Consider the following 16,839-nt stretch of genomic DNA (forward strand, 5'->3'; position numbering starts at 1 on the left):
TACATCCTGTGCATAAAAAATCCACCCCCAATTTTTTGAACCGGCTAAAAAAAAGCAGAAACCTTTTTCCGGTTTCTGCTCTGAAACGATGATCCACCCCGGATGGAGCGGCTCAATCTTTCCTTCCCACCGGCACAAAATAGGAAAGGTTTCCGGTGATTTTCCGATCCACCCTCGCGATCACGGCCGAAGGCTTTCCGCCAATCAAAAAAGACCCCCACAACAATTCCCCCTGATAAGCTCCCTTGAGGGTTTCCACTTCCACTTTTTGCAGGGACACCAATTGTTGATAAATCATGGGTTGATCCCAATAGGCATCCTGGTTGTCCCGGACAATCAAATTCCCGTTTTGGTCATACAAAGAAACGGCGCCGCCCTCCCGGCCGAAGAATGGCTTTTTCACATAAGCCGCATGGCCTTTAAAATTGTTTTCCAAGTAGGTGGGCAACATGTACGTTGCGATCACATCACGTTCTTCTTCATTAAAAAAAGTATTTGTTTCATATAAGTTCCAAATCAGTGCCTGTAAAGCTTTGGTTTGCGATAAAAGAGCAGAGGGGGGATTAATGGAAACCAGCTTTTGACCGGCCATGAGGGAAAGGAGATGCGCCCCGGTCGGATAACCATCCTCATCCGTGTCTTCGGCCATGATTTCAATGGCATGCAAACGATATAAAACGTCCACCGGTCCATAGCCGGCATGATCCTGCTTGGCATACAACCGGTCTCCCCGGACGGCCAATGCCGACAACGGGACAAAACGGGCGCAAAGGCCTGATTTCTCCATTAAATACTGGGTCGTCCCGGAATCTTCTTCATGCCAGTCCAACGCGCTGAAGCAGATGTGATCGGTTCGGAAGCCTCGTTTCTGGTATGCCTCCACCACGTTTTGAAAGGCATCGGTCAAATCTTGCTCCATGCCTTCATTCGGATCTTGATATCCCATCGCTTTCGTAACCCGCCCGTTGACATAAAAAGCTTCCACAATGCCTGTGGGGGTGTCACTGTTAAATTCCAGCATTTTCAATCCTTGCGGGGTATAGGCAAAGTCAAAACGACCGATCACCGTTGGCCAGTCAAGCAGAAAAGGTTGCCGGACGGCTCTTCGGGCTGCTTCGGGAATTCCCAACTCCTCCAACAACCGGTCATCGGCCTGCTGTAAAACCTTGACCGTGCGTTCATAGATTTTCCCCAAACACGCGGTCGCTTGTTGAATTTCATGATGAAGCGCCGGGTCCAAAGGGTAAACCGAAGCGAGGGCATATTCCTGACCGTACATGACGTCCCAGGTAAACACCTTTTCTTCTCTCAGCAGATGGTAAATCTGTTCCCTGCGCTTGGCATAATTTAAATCTTTCAAAATTTATCCTCCTGAACCACGGATTTTGCCAATTCCTGATTTGTAACTGCTGCCCGTTTTTTTGTAACCGGATGAAACCAGCGAGTTTTCTTTGATATAATACATTTTCTTCCCGTTGATCACCACGTAACTGTCCGGATCCACCCGGCTTTGGTCATCATCGCATAACAGATCATGATTCTGGTCGCGGCAAAATTCCCAGTCATTCTTGTCATCGCATCCCGACAGCGGGACGGACAGCATGGCCAGGGTAAACAACCCCACCATATGGCGGCTCTTTTTCATCCGTTTCCTCCTCCTTCCTTTAAAACGGGAACAGCATAGATCACATAAACATACCGGTTTTCATCCACTTCCGTTGATGTCGTTTTCCACCATTGCCCGTCAATGTAGTGCAGGCTGCCGAGCAAACGGAGCAAAGCATCTTGTGCATGATGAAATTGATAACAATGAACCACAGGATAACCGGACCACCGTGCATCAAAATGGCGCACTTCCATGCGGATTCCTTGCCAGGTCGGGCTGAAACGGAGGCGGTCGTCAAGCACTTTTTCTTCTTCGCTTCGTTTTACATAAATCTTGTGCACGGGCGGGTCCGCCTGGATGTGAACACATTCAAACACGTCTTTCCCCCTGACAAAATAGTCACACGCAAAACGCATCATCACTTCTTCCTTGGAAACAGACGGATACTCATACAAGACGGAAATCTCCTCTCCGTCTTCCATCAAATGATATTCCAGCTTCTCCATATTTACCCTCAATTCCAAATAATAATCAACTCAACAAAAATATAGTTCTATAATATGAAAGGGTTTTCCCTTCTTTGTCATGAAGAAAGAAGCAGATTGATAACATCTGCTTCTTTTCCTTGTCATCAGGAGGCGTTGGGAACCTCTTTTTTCGCTTTTTTCAGTTTCAACCAGCGTCCGCATAACAGAACAAACGCGGTCATGACGAGATAGAAAACATATTGCAACCATTCCGCTCCTTGGAAAAAGGGACGGATGAACTTGTCATCTGCAATCATTTTTGCCGATGTAAAGGCCAAAACTCCCGATCCGATGTAAATAATCGACGGATACTTTTCCAACAGCTTAAGGAACAAGGTACTGCCCCAAACAATGATGGGAACGCTGATCAACAATCCGATAATCACCAGCATGAAGCTTGCGTGAGCAGCGCCGGCCACGGCGAGGACGTTATCCAAGCCCATCAGGGTGTCGGCGATCACAATCGTGCGGATCGCGGACATCACACTGCTGGCCGCTTCGACATCTTCATCGCCTTTCTCTTCAATCAGCAATTTCATGGCAATCCAGATCAAAAGCAGCCCGCCGATCAACAAAAGCCCCGGAACCTTTAACAACCAGACCACCGCCAGCGTACAAAGGATCCGCATCACAACGGCACCGACAGTCCCCCAAAAAATCACTTGTTTTTGCTTGTTTTTCGGTAAATTGCGGGCGGAAAGCCCGATAACAATGGCATTATCTCCTGCCAAAACCAAATCAATGATCACAATGGAAAGTAAAGCGGTGAGAAACTCAACTGACAAGAAGTCCAAATTCTTTCCCTCCATTTGTTATTGGATTCAGGGGATTACAAAAAATGGCAAGACCTTTGCATGACAAATCACGCAAAGGTCTTGCCAACAACATAAAAATGTTGCAACAAAGCCGGGGATAAACCCGTAATGACGACTTTGTTGTAAATAGCTACTCCCCTTAATCAAAGAACAAAAAATGATTCAATTATTCAGTTCATACAAACATTATATAAAAATTTGTTCCTCCGTCAATAATTTTTCTGCCAGTTCATAAATATTTTACAGTAGCTCATTTTTTCACCTCTTGATCATGATAAGAATAAACCGCCAGATAAATCACACCCTTATCCTCCGTGTGCTCGTCCGCCCATTGGTAATCCCAACCAATCACGCTGACCAGACGATCACTCTTTTGCAATTGGTCCAACAATGAAGCAAACTCTTTTTGATTGGCCTTTACTTCCAACTGAACCCAAGAAGGAACCAATTCCGGGCGCACCACCATCCCCAATTGTTGCATGAGCTCTTCTTCACTGACCGGTCGGGCCTCACTTTGCTCCGCAGTGTCCTGACGTGCAATTTGGTGAAGATCTGCTAAGCTTTCCAGCTTCAAAAAATCGGCACCGGACGATTTGACGGCCCGCTCAATATCGACAACATAGCCCGGATCCCGCCGGTTCAGCGGAATTCTTTCCTCCAGCCGTCTCAACTCCATATGGGTTAACACAGACGGGGGTTGGTAATCAGGCGCCAGGTATTTTTGATGCCTTTCAATGTTTTGGGCCAGGGATTCCCTCTCCCTTTCCAGCCATTTTTGTTTTAAAACCAAGGGATGCACCAGATAAAAATAGAGGGTCAGGATGAGCAAGAATCCAGCCGCCAGGGTCATGATTAAGAACTTTCCGGACTTCCATCGCCGGATCTTGACTGGTTTTCGGATGATTCTTCCACTCCTTTCTCTCTTTTTAAATCCAGCCGGAAATGCACCAATACCTGATTGGCGTTTTTTTCATAAACTTCATTCATGCAGCGGTCTCCGACACACTCGATCCATGCTTCCTGATACAAATCCGGCTTTTTTTCAACCAGTTCCTGAAGAAATTTCGTCGCTTCCGGAATCGAAGAAAAATAGGCCCAACCTTCCAATTGATTTCCTATTCCTTGCAGGCGAAACAAGTCCGTGCCGCGGGGTATCATTTGATGCACTTGATAGGCCGCTTCTTTCCAACGCTGTTGACTTGCCTCCACTTTTTGGATCGTTTTTTCATAATCCATGGCTGGTTGCTGACTCTCATAAATTTTCTCTTCGTTTTTTTTAAGCTGAATGGCCTGATTCAACTGTTTTCGCTTTTGGGCCACTTCCGCTTCCAAAGCCGACACGCGTTCACCGGCAACCTTCTTGGCATATAGAATGCCCACCCCCAACCCTGAAAGCAAAAGCAAAATCCCGGACAAAAAACTGTAAAAAAACCGTTTGTATATCGGCTGTGGCGGCAAAAAATTCATGGTCCCATTCCTTCCTTCTCATCCACCGTCAGACCGATCGGGATCGACAAAGCATTTCCGAGCCATTTCGATGCGCGGTCACGCAACGGTTCGGGCATGATGATCTCTGCCGGAGGGGCAAGTTTGACAGACGCCTCCAAATGTTGCTGAAGCCAGTTTTCCAACAAATAAAAATCCAATCCTTCCCCGGACAAAAACCATTCCGCTCTGGAGCTTTTCAACCATTTTCTCTCCTTGTTCGAAACTTTTTCAAAAATTTGTTCCATCAACCTTTTCCCGTATCTCTCCACCTCTTGTTTCTCTTTCAACAAGGGATGGAGCGGATCGGGATGCGGACGGTCCTCATGTTCTGCAAACGAAGCCATCGGCAGATGAAGATGATAAACCCGTTCCAGTTTTCGATCGATAAAATGGCTGACCTCCACATCCTGTTTGGAGATTTGAATCATCAGGGTATGGGGCGTCTGAAAGCTCCGGTGATAATGGATCCATCGGTACAAACCGAAAGGAGCCAGATCAATATGAACCGGATCCAATCCGCAATATTGAAAACACCGGACAAAAGAGTCAATGTATGACTGAGAAATCAACGCCAGAAAAACCTCTTGCTGGTCCCCGTCTTCCCAGACATGATCCAGCAAACGGAAATCAAACACCGGATCGGAAAAAGGCAGGTCCAACACGGGAATCAAATATTTTTCAATCCATCTCCGGTATTTTATTTTGCGCATTTCCGGCAACATCACCCGTTTAAACAAAACATGACGACAATGGATGCTGACATGCACCCGTTTTGTATTGAGTCTTCTCCCCAACAAGGCCTCCTGGATGGTTTGGATCAATTCCTCCCGATCCAAAAACGTGCCCGATTCCGCCCACACACTGGGCAACGGATGGACCACATATTGGAGAAGCTCCATGTTCTTCCTCTTTTTCTTCACTTCAACCAATTTGAAAAAAGAAGAGGATAATTCAACACCAACATGTATAGCCATAACCGGTTCTCCTTTGCAAAATCATCCTGACGACACCACACGGATCAACGGCTGGTTATCACTTTTTACCAACATCATAACATTTATTATTTTAATTTTTAATTCGCATAATCCTTTTACTTTGACATAAAATCAAATCCCTGTCAAAATTCGCTCCACGCAAAAAAAAACCCCGGTTTCTTTCATTTCAGAAACCGGGGGTTTTCATCCGGGTCAACCATCAGCCAAAATGGCTACCAAAAGTGCTTTTTGCGCATGAAGACGATTTTCCGCCTGATCAAAAACCACGGATTGCGGTCCCTCCAAAACTTCTCCGGTCACTTCCAGTCCGCGGTAAGCAGGCAGGCAATGCATAAAGATGGCATCGGGTTTCGCTTTTTCCATCAGCGAAGCATTCACTTGATAAGAAGCAAACGTTTTGTTTCGTTCTTCTTTTTCTTCTTCTTGTCCCATGCTCGCCCAGACATCTGTGTAAACCACATCGGCCCCTTGCACGGAAACGGCCGGATCATAATGGAAAGTGAGAGAGGCTCCCGTTTGTCCGGCGATTTGCTCCGAGTATTCCCAAACAGCGGGATCCGGTTCATAACCCGGCGGCGTTGCAACATGCAAATCGATGCCGGTGAGCGCCGAAGCCTGGATCAGAGAGTGAAGGACATTGTTACCATCCCCGACATAAGTCAATTTCACTCCTTTTAACGATCCCTTCTTTTCCAATATGGTCAACAAATCGGCCAGCGCCTGGCAGGGATGGGCCTGATCGGAAAGCCCGTTAATGACCGGAATGGTTGCGGCATCGGCCAGGCGCTCGATTCTTGCATGTTCATGGGTGCGGATCAAAATCGCATCCACAAACCGCGAAAGAACACCTGCCGTGTCCTCCATGCTTTCTCCCCTGCCCAACTGCATCTCATCGTTCCGGAGCAAGACCGTGTATCCCCCTAACTCCTTCATCCCGACTTCAAAAGAGACACGGGTCCGGGTGGACGGCTTTTCAAACAGCATCGCCAGGCTTTTTCCTTTCAGCGGCTGACAGTGTTCTCCCTTGTTCCGCAGTGATTTGAGTTTGAGGGCTGATTGAAGCAAAGCTTCAATTTCATGCGGCTCCCAGTCGATCAATGTTAAAAAACTCTTCCCTTTTTTCCCTGCTAATAACGGCGTTTCCAAAGTCTCTTTCACTATCGCCCCTCCTCACATGCCGATTTTTGTTTGTGACAAGGTTTGGTGCAAAACGGAGGCCGCCTGGTCTATTTCTTCTTCACTTACAATTAAAGGCGGCAACAGGCGCACAACCTTTTCGCCGGCAGGAAGCACAACCAGTCCGTTTTCCAACAGCTGACGGATGAACGGGGCAGCCGGTTCATCCAGCTCAATGCCGACCATCAATCCTTTTTGGCGGATTTCCCGGACAGCAGGAAGGGATCGGATCAAACCGTCCAGCTTCTTCTTTAAATACTCCGCTTTTTCCCTTACCTGTTCCAACAATCCGGTTTGTTCGATTTCGGTCAAAACCGCATCACAAACGGCCATGGCCAACGGATTACCTCCAAATGTCGTCCCGTGTGTGCCGGGGCCCAACACCGGTTTCAAGCGGGAATCCGCCACAACAGCCCCGACCGGATACCCGTTTCCCAACCCTTTGGCAACGGAGATTGCATCCGGCTTGATGCCATATGCCTGATAGGCAAACCATTCACCCGTCCTTCCGACTCCGGTCTGCACTTCATCGATCATCAGCAAAATCTCTTTTTCTTTACACCAATCCGCCAATTCCCGGACAAACGCCGGATCAGCCGGCCGGACCCCGCCTTCCCCCTGCACCAGTTCCAAGAAAACACCCGCGGTGGTTGTCCGGGTTGCTCCTTTCACCGCCTCCATGTCTCCATAGGGGACCGTGCGGAATCCGGGAGGCAAAGGGTCAAATCCCGTTTTAACTTTCTCTTGCCCCGTGGCCGTCAAAGTGGCCAGTGTACGGCCGTGAAAAGAGCCGGTGAATGTGATGATTTCAGGCTCATGGATGATCTTTGCGTCTTTCGCCCATTTCCGGGCCAATTTGATTAATGCTTCATTCGCTTCCGCCCCGCTGTTACAAAAGAAGACGGCATCCAACCCGGTGATTTGGCACAACTTTTCCGCCACTTTTTCCTGCAACGGCTGTTCAAACAGGTTGGACACATGCCAAACCGCCCGGGCTTGCGCCATGAGTGCTTCCAACACGCGGGGATGTTTATGACCCAAATTGGTCACCCCGATGCCGGAACCAAAATCCAGATACCGTTTTCCCTGTGCATCGGTCAACACCGCCTTTTCGCCGTCCACAAAATGAACGGGGTGGCGCTTATATGTTGGAAACAGAGACACGTTCGCTCACCTCTTTCTTCATCAGGCATGTTCCCGGGGAATCCGGTCTTTTTTCATCCGTGTCGCGACCTTTTTCTCCGTTGATAATCCACACTTTCTCCACCCCGCCGTTCAAGCAACGGACCGCGGACCGGACTTTCGGGATCATACCGCCAGTGATCTGCCCATCTGAAATCAATTGCTCCACCATTTCCGGTGTCGCATGGCGCAACAGCTTTTTTTCATTTCCTTCCTTTATGAAAATTCCGTCCACATCGCTGACCATGACCAATTGTCTCGCTCCCATCCCTTGTGCAACCAAAGCGGCCGCTTCATCGGCATTGACATTAAACGCTTGCCCTTTTTCCCCGATTCCGAGGGATGAAAGGACAGGAACCCAGCCAGTCTCCAACATCTGATGAAGCACTTTCCGGTTCAGTCCGGTCACTTCCCCGACAAAACCCAGTTTTTCGTCTTTGGGTTTCACCGTGATCAAATTCAGATCGATTCCGCTTATGCCAAGCGCCGGAATCCCTTCTTGGAGCAAACGCGAAACGAGCTGTTTGTTCACTTGGCCGGCCAACACCATTTGCACGATATCCAGCGTTCCTTCATCCGTGACCCGTCTCCCCTCGATAAACACCGGTTTTTGGCCCAGTTTGTTCATCCAGTTTGAAACAAAAGGACCGCCGCCGTGCACGATCACATACGGAATGTTTTCTTTTGACAACTCCCTCAACTTCCGGAAAAAATCCGGGTGAAGCCGTTTCAGCACGCTTCCCCCCAATTTGAACACAATCATTGGAGACTTTCTGTTCCTCCTTTGTTTATGTCCGGTAGCTTGCATTGATGCGGACATATTCATAGGTCAAATCACATCCCCAGGCAACGGCTTCCTCCATTCCGTCGCCCAGATCCAACCGGATCTCCACGACATCCTGTTTTAACACTTGCTCCGCCAGCTCTTCACGAAAGTCTGAAGCCATCCCTTTTTTCACCACCTGAACCGGTCCCAGCCAGATATCCATGTTTTCCGGATTTAACGAAGGATCGGCATAACCGGCTGCGCAGATGACCCGGCCCCAATTGGCATCCTCCCCGAAAACAGCGGTTTTCACCAGGTTGGATCCCACCACGGATTTGGCCACCTTCCGTGCTGCTTCCTTCGACGGGGCTCCTTCAACCCGGACCTGAATCAAGCGGGTGGCTCCTTCGCCGTCGCGGGCAATCATTTTGGACAATGCCCCGCAAACGTATTGGAATGCGGCTTGAAACCGTGCCCATTCCGGATGCTGACGGGTAAGGGGCCGGTGACCGGCATATCCGCTTGCCATCACCAACACCATGTCATTGGTGCTGGTATCGCCATCCACCGTGATCATGTTGAAGGTTTCATCGGTGGTTTGCCAAAGCAATCTCTGCAAATGATCCGGCCCGATTTTGGCATCGGTGGTAATAAAAGAAAGCATGGTCGCCATATTGGGATGAATCATGCCGGAACCTTTGGCCACTCCCGCAATGGTTACCGGCTTCCCGTCAATTTCCAAGGTGACGGCAATTTCTTTGGTGCATGTATCCGTCGTCAGGATCGCTTCAGCAAATGCAGCAGGTTGGTTGTCCGTCTCCGTCACCAATCGTTTTAAGCCGGCCGCGACCCGGTCCATGGGCAAATACTCGCCAATCACGCCCGTGGAAGCCACGGCGACCAAATGCGAAGGAATATTTAATAAAGAAGCGGCTTGATCCCGCATTTTTCTTGCATCTTCCAATCCCCGTTCCCCCGTGCATGCATTGGCAATGGCACTGTTGACCACAATCGCTTGCAACTTGCTTGCCACGCCCATGCTTTCCTGCGTCACTTTGATCGGCGGCGCCTGAAAGGCATTCACGGTATAAACCGCCGCCGCCGAAGCTGGCACTTCGCACTGAATCATCCCCAAATCCTTCCGTTTTCTTTTCAATCCGGCATGGATTCCCTTGGCTGAAAACCCTGCGGGCAATGCAATGGAAGGTTTTTCAACGATTTGAAACCAATCCGTTCCGGTGATCATGTCGTCTCCCCCCGTTTAAGGATAAAGCGGATCCATATCAAGTCCGGCAGTGACCGGATAGCCCATGCGAATGTTGGCATTTTGCACGGCTTGTCCCGCTGCTCCTTTCATTAAGTTATCAATCGCCGCCAAGATGATGAATCTCCCTGTCCGTTCATCCACTTGAACCCCGATATCACAAAAGTTGCTTCCTTGTACTGCTTTGGTTTCGGGCCATTTGTCTTTTAACACACGAACAAACGGTTCCGAAGCATAAGTTTCCTCATAAAGTTGCAAAAGGTCCGCCTTTGTATATTTATTCAGTGGCTGCGCATAGATCGTGACCAATATCCCCCGGTTCATCGGAACCAGATGGGGAACAAATTGAACCCGGACATCCGAACCGGTAAGACTGCTTGCCACCTGCTCGATTTCGGGAATGTGTTGATGATGACTGATTTTATAAGGACGAAGATTTTCGTTGATTTCGCTGAACAAGTTTTGCTGCCTGGCAGCCCGTCCGGCACCGGTGACACCTGATTTGGCATCAATAATGACCGAAGCCGGATCCAGGCACTTTTCCTTTAAAAGCGGCAAAAGCGCAAGCAACGTGGCCGTCGGATAACAACCCGGATTACTGATGAGTTGCGCCGTTTTCAACTCCTCGGAAAACCATTCACTCAACCCGTAAACTGCCATGTCCAGATATTTGCGGTCCGCCGCCGGCTTTTGGTACCACGTTTCATACCGGCCGGGATCCCTCAGCCTGAAATCCCCGGACAAATCAACCACAATCTTTCCTTCTTCCACAAACAAAGACGCGTACTCCTTACTGACGCCCGGCGGGGTGGCAAAAAAAATAAGATCCGCCGAGTCACAAATTTGTTTCACATCCAGATCCCAAAACGTTTCCGTCAATTGGGGCATATGCGGAAAAGAACGGTTTAACGGCCGCCCGGCTTGGGAAGAGGAAACATAAGAAGCAATTTGAAATTCCGGATGACGCTGAAGAATTCGCAACAACTCCATGCCACCATAGCCCGTGGAACCGATCACTGAAACTCTCAAAGAATCTCACACCTTCATTTTGGATATGTATTATTATACATTTAATATAATATTTATTCAACCGTATTTCAGGAGAAACAAAAAAAGCCAAGCAGATCGCTTGGCTTTTGAACGTGCGGATTATGGCTGCCCAATCAACCAGTCAGCCAATTTTTCCCGCTGATCCTGGGGGATGTGCGATTGAGCAGGCATGCTTCCTTTTCCATTCTCCAAAACCTGAAGAATTTCATCTTTATTCATTTTCTCGCTGATCTTTTGCAAACTCGGCCCCATGGCCCCTTGCCGGTTTCCGCCATGACAAGAAGAACAGTTGTTCATATAAACCGTTTGGGGATCCGAAGCTGTTGTCGTCCCGTTTTGATTTTGCGAAGTGTTCGGATTTCCACCGGAGTTACATCCGGCCAAGAGCAACAGTCCGCAAAGCGCTCCGAAAAACCAACCTGTTCTTTTCATGGTATCACTCCTACTTGTTCTTTTTGGAAAACAGACTTTTCCCTGCATAATGTTTGGCCCGGGAGGGCGTTTTCTTTTGGTCTTGTTCCTCTTCCTCTTGATTATGGCCGGGTGCTTGCGAGCCGAGTAAGCTGGCTTTCGGGTGTTCCCCCGAATCTTTCGTTGATTCCCCGCTTTTTTCCGGCTTTAACAAACTTCTTTTGTACAAACGGCGGTTTGTTTTTTTATCCAATGCTTCCTGTTGCTTTTCGTCTGTCGCCTTCTCTTCGTCTCCACGGTTCTTTTCCGGTTTTTGTGTCTTCTTGTTTAATGTCAATTTGTGGCCGGACACCTCTTCCGGCTTAGATTTCAACAAACTTTGTTTGCCGTTGACATTCGGTTGTTCTGCTTTCTTCTCTGACGCCATGGAAGCGGCACCATCGTTTTTGGAATGAATCTTTTCTTCGGATGCAGCCGGTTTTGCCTTCGCATTGACGCGCTTCTTCTCGTCAGGTCGGCTGGTGTTGGATTGGATACCGGGTTTGGTGTTGGCTTTTCTTTTTTGTAACTCCTCGGGACTCCGCACAATGATTTCTTTGTCTTCATCCGGATGTGCTTCCGTCGGCCGTTCACGATGGATGCGGGGCTTTTGTTTTCTTTTTTGCCTTTCCCGCTTAAATCGTTCCATGGAAATCTGCACATCTTCGCTGGACATGTTTCCATCCGGAAACATTCTTTCGATTTCTTCCACTTCTTTTTTTCTTTTTTTCGAAACGATAATGCTGATGACCAATATAATGACAATCAATGCAACAACAAAAACGGTTCCCCATAAGACGGGATTTTCCATGATCATATCCATAAGACGACCTCCTCTTTTCTCTGCTCCCCCAACATGACTATGTAATGAGAAGGCCGGCTTTGTTTGCCGGCCCGCCAATGTTTATTTTCCTTTAAACCGGGGCTCTCTTTTTTCAAGAAAAGCATCCATGCCTTCCACACGGTCTTCGGTGGCGAAGGACAAACCAAAGTACGCGGCTTCCATTTGCAAGCCGGATCGGAGATCTGCTTCTGCTCCCTGATTGATCGCTTTTTTCACAAAACGGACGGCCAGCGGAGCCTTTTTGGCCAATAATTGAGCCAACTCTTTTGCTTTGGGTAACAATTGGTCGGAAGGGAACACTTGATAAACAATTCCCAACCGCCGGGCTTCCTCAGCGGAAATCATCTCCCCGGTCATGCAAAGGTATTTGGCAGCTTGCTTGCCGATCAAACGGGCCAAGCGCTGCGTTCCTCCGTAACCGGGGATGACACCCAGGTTGACTTCGGGTTGCCCGAATTTCGCATTTTCCGATGCAAGGATCATATCCCCGCTGAGTGCCAATTCCAAACCTCCGCCCAAGGCAAATCCATTGACGGCCATGATCACCGGGATGTTCAAATCTTCAATCCGGTTGAACAAGGCCTGTCCTCTTTTGGCTTTGGCTTCAGCCTGATCCGGCCGGGAGATTTCGCGCAGCTCTTTGATGTCGGCCCCCGCAACAAAAGCTTTTCCCCCTGCTCCCGTAATCACCAATGCCCGGACGTCTTCCGATTGTTCAATGGATGCAACCGCTTCTTCCAATTCGTTTAACAGATCCTGATTCAGCGCATTTAAAACTTTTTCCCGCGAAATCGTCAGAACCGCCGTATTCCCCTCAAACTCCACGTTTAAATATTTCCAGTCGGACATTTTCCGCCCTCCCTGGTTTTTGATTTTTTCTCTAGGATTTTTGATTTAACTGCTGACGTAAATACGCTTCGATAAACGAATCGATTTCCCCGTCCATCACGGCTTGCACGTTGCCTACTTCCACTTGCGTCCGATGGTCTTTCACCATACTGTAAGGATGGAATACATAAGAACGGATCTGATTTCCCCATCCGATCTCGCTCTGTTCCCCTTTTAGCGACTGCAATTCTTTTTGTTGCTCTTCCAATTGCCGCTCGTACAAGCGGGCTTTTAAAATTTTCATCGCCCGGTCGCGGTTTTTGATTTGAGAGCGTTCCGACTGGCAAGTGACCACAATGCCGGTTGGGATATGGGTGATCCGGACGGCTGAATCCGTCGTATTCACATGCTGGCCCCCGGCGCCGCTGGAACGGTAGGTGTCAATTTTCAGGTCTTCCTGCCGGATTTCAATTTCAATATCATTGTCAATCTCCGGCATCACTTCAACCGATACAAACGAAGTGTGGCGGCGGCCGGAGGAATCAAAAGGCGAAATTCGCACCAAACGGTGAATGCCTTTTTCCGCCTTCAAATACCCGTAAGCATAATTTCCTTTGATCAGCAACGTCACACTTTTTATGCCGGCTTCATCCCCTGCGAGATAATCCAATGTTTCCACTTTGTATCCATGGTCTTCCGCCCAACGGGTATACATACGGAGCAGCATGTCCGCCCAATCTTGCGATTCGGTTCCGCCTGCCCCCGGGTGCAGTTGTAAAATCGCCGAGTTGCGGTCATACGGTTCACTGAGCATGACCGTCAGCTCGAAATTGTCGATCTCTTTTTGCAAGGAACGGATTCCGCTTTCCAATTCCTTCTCCATGGAAGGGTCTTCCCCTTCTTCTTGCAACAGTTCAAGCATCAATTTCTGTTCCTCAAAGGTTTCATCCAGCTCTTCCATCTTCTCGATCTGTTCTTTCAATTGTTTCATTTCACCGATCACTTTTTGGGCTGATTCCTGATCATCCCAAAAGTCAGGAAGAGACATCTCACTTTCCAGCTCTTTCAAACGCGATTTCTTCTGATCGAAGTCAAAGAGACCTCCTGATGTCCGCCAGTTTCCCGGCTGTATTTTCCAACGCTTGTTTCATTTCATGGATTTCCATACCTATCACCTCATGACATATCTTATTCCAAAAAAACGGATTGGAAAAGGGAAGGCCCAGGGTTCCCTGAGCTTCTTTCATTGAACCGAAACAGATTTTTCATTTTTTAAGCAACAGTTTTTGTATTTCTTTCCGCTGCCGCAAGGGCAGGGGTCATTCCGCCCCACTTTTTCGCTCCGGCGAACCGGTTGCTTCTTCGATACCGTCTCGCTCTGTTCCTGGCCGGAAACCGCCTTGGTGTTGACAGCGACTTCTTCCCGTTCAATTTCTTCTTTTTCGTCGATGACAGATTTCATCACGTAACGGACAACTTCCTCCTGTATTTCACTCACCATTTCCTCGAACATGGCAAAACCTTCAAATTGGTAAGCCCGGAGAGGATTGTCCTGTCCGTACGCCCGCAAATGAATGCCTTGCCGCAATTGTTCCATTGCGTCAATGTGATCCATCCATTTCCGGTCAACCGTCCGCAAGGTCACGACTTTCGCAAATTCATTGAGCCGTTCTTCGCCCATTTCCTCCTTGCGCTCTTCATAATATCTTACGACTTCGTCATAAATATATTCGATCATTTCTTCCGGATCCAATTTTTCCAACTCATCGATGGAGATCCTTTCTTCCGGGAGCAGATTGGATTCGACGAAATCAACAATGGCATCCAAATCCCATTCTTCCTCCAGTTCATCGGCCGTATGGGCCTTAACCACTTTTTCGATGGTTGATTTGGCCATGCCGAGAACGACATCTTTTAAATCCTGGCTGGTTAAAACTTCACGGCGTTGTTTATAAATGATTTCCCGTTGCTGGTTCAACACATCGTCATATTGCAAAACCCACCGGCGCGCATCGAAGTTGTTCGCCTCCACTTTCCGCTGGGCATTGGCCACTGCTTTGGTAAACAATTTCCCCCGGATCGGTTCGTCATCGGGCAGTTTATTCAACATTCCTTCCAGATTTTCCGCTCCAAAACGGCGCATCAAATCGTCATTCAGGGACAGGAAGAACCGGGAAGAACCGGGATCGCCCTGACGTCCGGAACGTCCCCTGAGCTGGTTGTCAATCCGCCGGCTCTCATGGCGTTCCGTGCCGATCACATGCAAACCACCCAGCTCGGCAACACCTTCTCCCAAAACAATGTCGGTTCCGCGCCCGGCCATGTTGGTGGCAATGGTGACGGCTCCTTTTTGCCCGGCCTGTGCAATGATTTCTGCTTCCCGTTCATGGTTTTTCGCATTCAGCACTTGATGGGGAATCCCTTTTCGCTTCAACATCCGGGACAATCGCTCTGATTTTTCGATGGACACCGTTCCCACCAACACCGGCTGGCCTTTTTGGTGGCATTGTTCAATTTCCTCCACCACGGCCTTCATTTTCGCCTCTTCCGTTTTGTACAGCACATCAGAATAATCTTCCCGGATCATCGGACGGTTGGTCGGAATTTGCAAAACATCCATGTTATAGATTTTGCGGAACTCTTCTTCTTCGGTTTTGGCCGTACCGGTCATTCCCGACAATTTTTCATACATCCGGAAATAGTTTTGCAAAGTGATGGTGGCCAGGGTCATGCTCTCCCGTTGAACTTGCAAACCTTCTTTGGCCTCAATCGCCTGGTGCAGGCCGTCACTGTAACGCCTTCCGTACATCAAGCGGCCGGTAAATTCATCCACGATGACCACGCCGTCTTCATTCACCACGTAATCTTCGTCCCGTTTCATGAGAACATGGGCTTTCAATGCTTGCTGAATGTGGTGGTTCAACATGATGTGCTTCATGTCATAAAGGTTGTCAATCCCGAGGAAGTTCTCCACTTTCTTCACGCCGTCTTCGGTTAACGTCACTTGCTTCGTTTTGATATCCACCGTAAAGTCTTCTTCCGGTTTCAGGCGGCGCACCACTTTGTCCGCCGCGTAATACAAATCGGTGGCCTTATTGGCTTGCCCGCTGATAATCAAAGGCGTTCTCGCTTCGTCGATCAAAATGCTGTCGACCTCGTCGATGATGGCATAATTCAGTTCCCGTTGCGTCAACTGCTCCGGATACATCACCATATTGTCCCGCAAATAATCAAATCCGAATTCATTGTTTGTCCCAAAAGTAATATCCGCCTGATAGGCGGCTCTCTTCTCTTCCGGTGACATGTGCGGCAGATTCAGCCCGACGGTGAGGCCCAAAAATTCAAACACCTGCCCCATCCATTCACGGTCCCGTTTGGCCAGGTAATCATTCACGGTGACAATATGAACGCCTTTTTCCGTCAAAGCATTCAAATAAGCAGGAAGCGTGGAGACGAGCGTTTTTCCTTCCCCGGTCTTCATCTCGGCAATATCGCCCTGATGAAGCACCATTCCACCGACCAACTGCACACGGAAATGACGCATGTTTAAGACACGGCGCGCGGCTTCGCGAACCACGGCAAACGCCTCCGGCAGGAGGTCGTCCAATGTTTCTCCTTCCTTGAGACGCCGTTTAAACTCATCCGTTTTCTCTCTCAATTGGGCATCGGTCAGTTTTTGCATATCCGGTTCCAAAGCATCAATCTGATCGGCAATCTGAAAAAACTTTTTCAGTTGCCTTTCCTGATTGTCAAACAGTTTGCGAAGGGTTTTTAACAACCTTCATCATCTCCTACCTTGAGCTGGATTAGATATTCGCCGAAATCCAAACAAATCCATATTGTATAGT

General features: G+C 48.6%; 17 protein-coding genes. All 17 read right to left on the reverse strand.

Annotated elements, in window-relative coordinates; genetic code table 11:
* Positions 1-112: 112 nt before the first annotated feature.
* The 17 genes from I8U23_RS07680 to secA all read right to left on the reverse strand — a co-directional run bounded on the left by I8U23_RS07680 (position 113) and on the right by secA (position 16,769).
* On the reverse strand, positions 113-1,360 hold the full coding sequence (locus I8U23_RS07680; RefSeq protein WP_198050889.1) for a glutathionylspermidine synthase family protein: 1,248 nt from the start codon (positions 1,358-1,360) through the stop codon (positions 113-115).
* Between the two features lie 3 nt (positions 1,361-1,363).
* Complete coding sequence (locus tag I8U23_RS07685; protein ID WP_198050890.1) at positions 1,364-1,645, reverse strand: hypothetical protein; 282 nt, start codon at positions 1,643-1,645, stop codon at positions 1,364-1,366.
* A complete protein-coding gene (locus I8U23_RS07690) occupies positions 1,642-2,112 on the reverse strand; it encodes a hypothetical protein (RefSeq protein WP_049720676.1) in 471 nt (156 codons plus the stop codon). The genes I8U23_RS07685 and I8U23_RS07690 overlap by 4 nt, the downstream gene beginning before the upstream one ends.
* A gap of 125 nt (positions 2,113-2,237) precedes the next feature.
* Entirely contained in the window at positions 2,238-2,927 is a 690-nt protein-coding gene (locus tag I8U23_RS07695; RefSeq protein WP_198050891.1) for a TerC family protein, read from the reverse strand.
* Positions 2,928-3,198: 271 nt separating this feature from the next.
* Entirely contained in the window at positions 3,199-3,798 is a 600-nt protein-coding gene (locus tag I8U23_RS07700; RefSeq protein WP_037997758.1) for a hypothetical protein, read from the reverse strand.
* A 2-nt stretch (positions 3,799-3,800) separates the two neighbouring features.
* Positions 3,801-4,415, reverse strand: coding sequence for a hypothetical protein (locus I8U23_RS07705; protein ID WP_037997757.1), 615 nt, complete (start codon positions 4,413-4,415; stop codon positions 3,801-3,803).
* A complete protein-coding gene (gene pilM, locus I8U23_RS07710; protein WP_198050892.1) occupies positions 4,412-5,410 on the reverse strand; it encodes a type IV pilus biogenesis protein PilM in 999 nt (332 codons plus the stop codon). The genes I8U23_RS07705 and pilM overlap by 4 nt, the downstream gene beginning before the upstream one ends.
* Before the next feature lie 213 nt (positions 5,411-5,623).
* Positions 5,624-6,589, reverse strand: a complete 966-nt coding sequence (gene argF, locus I8U23_RS07715) for an ornithine carbamoyltransferase (protein WP_082240779.1) — start codon at positions 6,587-6,589, stop codon at positions 5,624-5,626.
* A 12-nt stretch (positions 6,590-6,601) separates the two neighbouring features.
* Complete coding sequence (locus tag I8U23_RS07720) at positions 6,602-7,771, reverse strand: acetylornithine transaminase (RefSeq protein ID WP_049720678.1); 1,170 nt, start codon at positions 7,769-7,771, stop codon at positions 6,602-6,604.
* Positions 7,749-8,552 carry an acetylglutamate kinase gene (gene argB, locus I8U23_RS07725; RefSeq protein WP_049720679.1) on the reverse strand — a complete coding sequence of 268 codons (804 nt, stop codon included), beginning with the start codon at positions 8,550-8,552 and terminating at the stop codon, positions 7,749-7,751. The genes I8U23_RS07720 and argB overlap by 23 nt, the downstream gene beginning before the upstream one ends.
* A gap of 25 nt (positions 8,553-8,577) precedes the next feature.
* A complete protein-coding gene (gene argJ, locus I8U23_RS07730) occupies positions 8,578-9,801 on the reverse strand; it encodes a bifunctional glutamate N-acetyltransferase/amino-acid acetyltransferase ArgJ (RefSeq protein WP_198050893.1) in 1,224 nt (407 codons plus the stop codon).
* Positions 9,802-9,816: 15 nt separating this feature from the next.
* The gene (gene argC, locus I8U23_RS07735; RefSeq protein WP_037997711.1) at positions 9,817-10,848 is read right to left on the reverse strand and encodes an N-acetyl-gamma-glutamyl-phosphate reductase; all 1,032 of its coding nucleotides are present in this window, start codon (positions 10,846-10,848) and stop codon (positions 9,817-9,819) included.
* 120 nt (positions 10,849-10,968) lie between these two features.
* The gene (locus tag I8U23_RS07740) at positions 10,969-11,301 is read right to left on the reverse strand and encodes a c-type cytochrome (protein WP_037997709.1); all 333 of its coding nucleotides are present in this window, start codon (positions 11,299-11,301) and stop codon (positions 10,969-10,971) included.
* A 10-nt stretch (positions 11,302-11,311) separates the two neighbouring features.
* Positions 11,312-12,142 carry a hypothetical protein gene (locus I8U23_RS07745; RefSeq protein ID WP_049720681.1) on the reverse strand — a complete coding sequence of 277 codons (831 nt, stop codon included), beginning with the start codon at positions 12,140-12,142 and terminating at the stop codon, positions 11,312-11,314.
* A gap of 81 nt (positions 12,143-12,223) precedes the next feature.
* Entirely contained in the window at positions 12,224-13,012 is a 789-nt protein-coding gene (locus I8U23_RS07750) for an enoyl-CoA hydratase/isomerase family protein (protein ID WP_062843239.1), read from the reverse strand.
* Positions 13,013-13,043: 31 nt separating this feature from the next.
* Positions 13,044-14,157 (reverse strand): peptide chain release factor 2 gene (gene prfB / locus I8U23_RS07755; protein WP_121874281.1). Its coding sequence is split into 2 segments (ribosomal slippage): positions 13,044-14,084 and positions 14,086-14,157, totalling 1,113 coding nucleotides; the frame shifts between segments, so codons are not numbered across the junction.
* 77 nt (positions 14,158-14,234) lie between these two features.
* Positions 14,235-16,769 (reverse strand): preprotein translocase subunit SecA, encoded by a 2,535-nt coding sequence (secA, locus tag I8U23_RS07760; protein ID WP_037997705.1) that lies wholly within the window; start codon positions 16,767-16,769, stop codon positions 14,235-14,237.
* Between the last annotated feature and the right edge of the window lie 70 nt (positions 16,770-16,839).

Origin of the sequence: Thermoactinomyces sp. CICC 10735, assembly GCF_016055175.1 — a bacterium.
Lineage (GTDB): Bacteria > Bacillota > Bacilli > Thermoactinomycetales > Thermoactinomycetaceae > Thermoactinomyces > Thermoactinomyces vulgaris.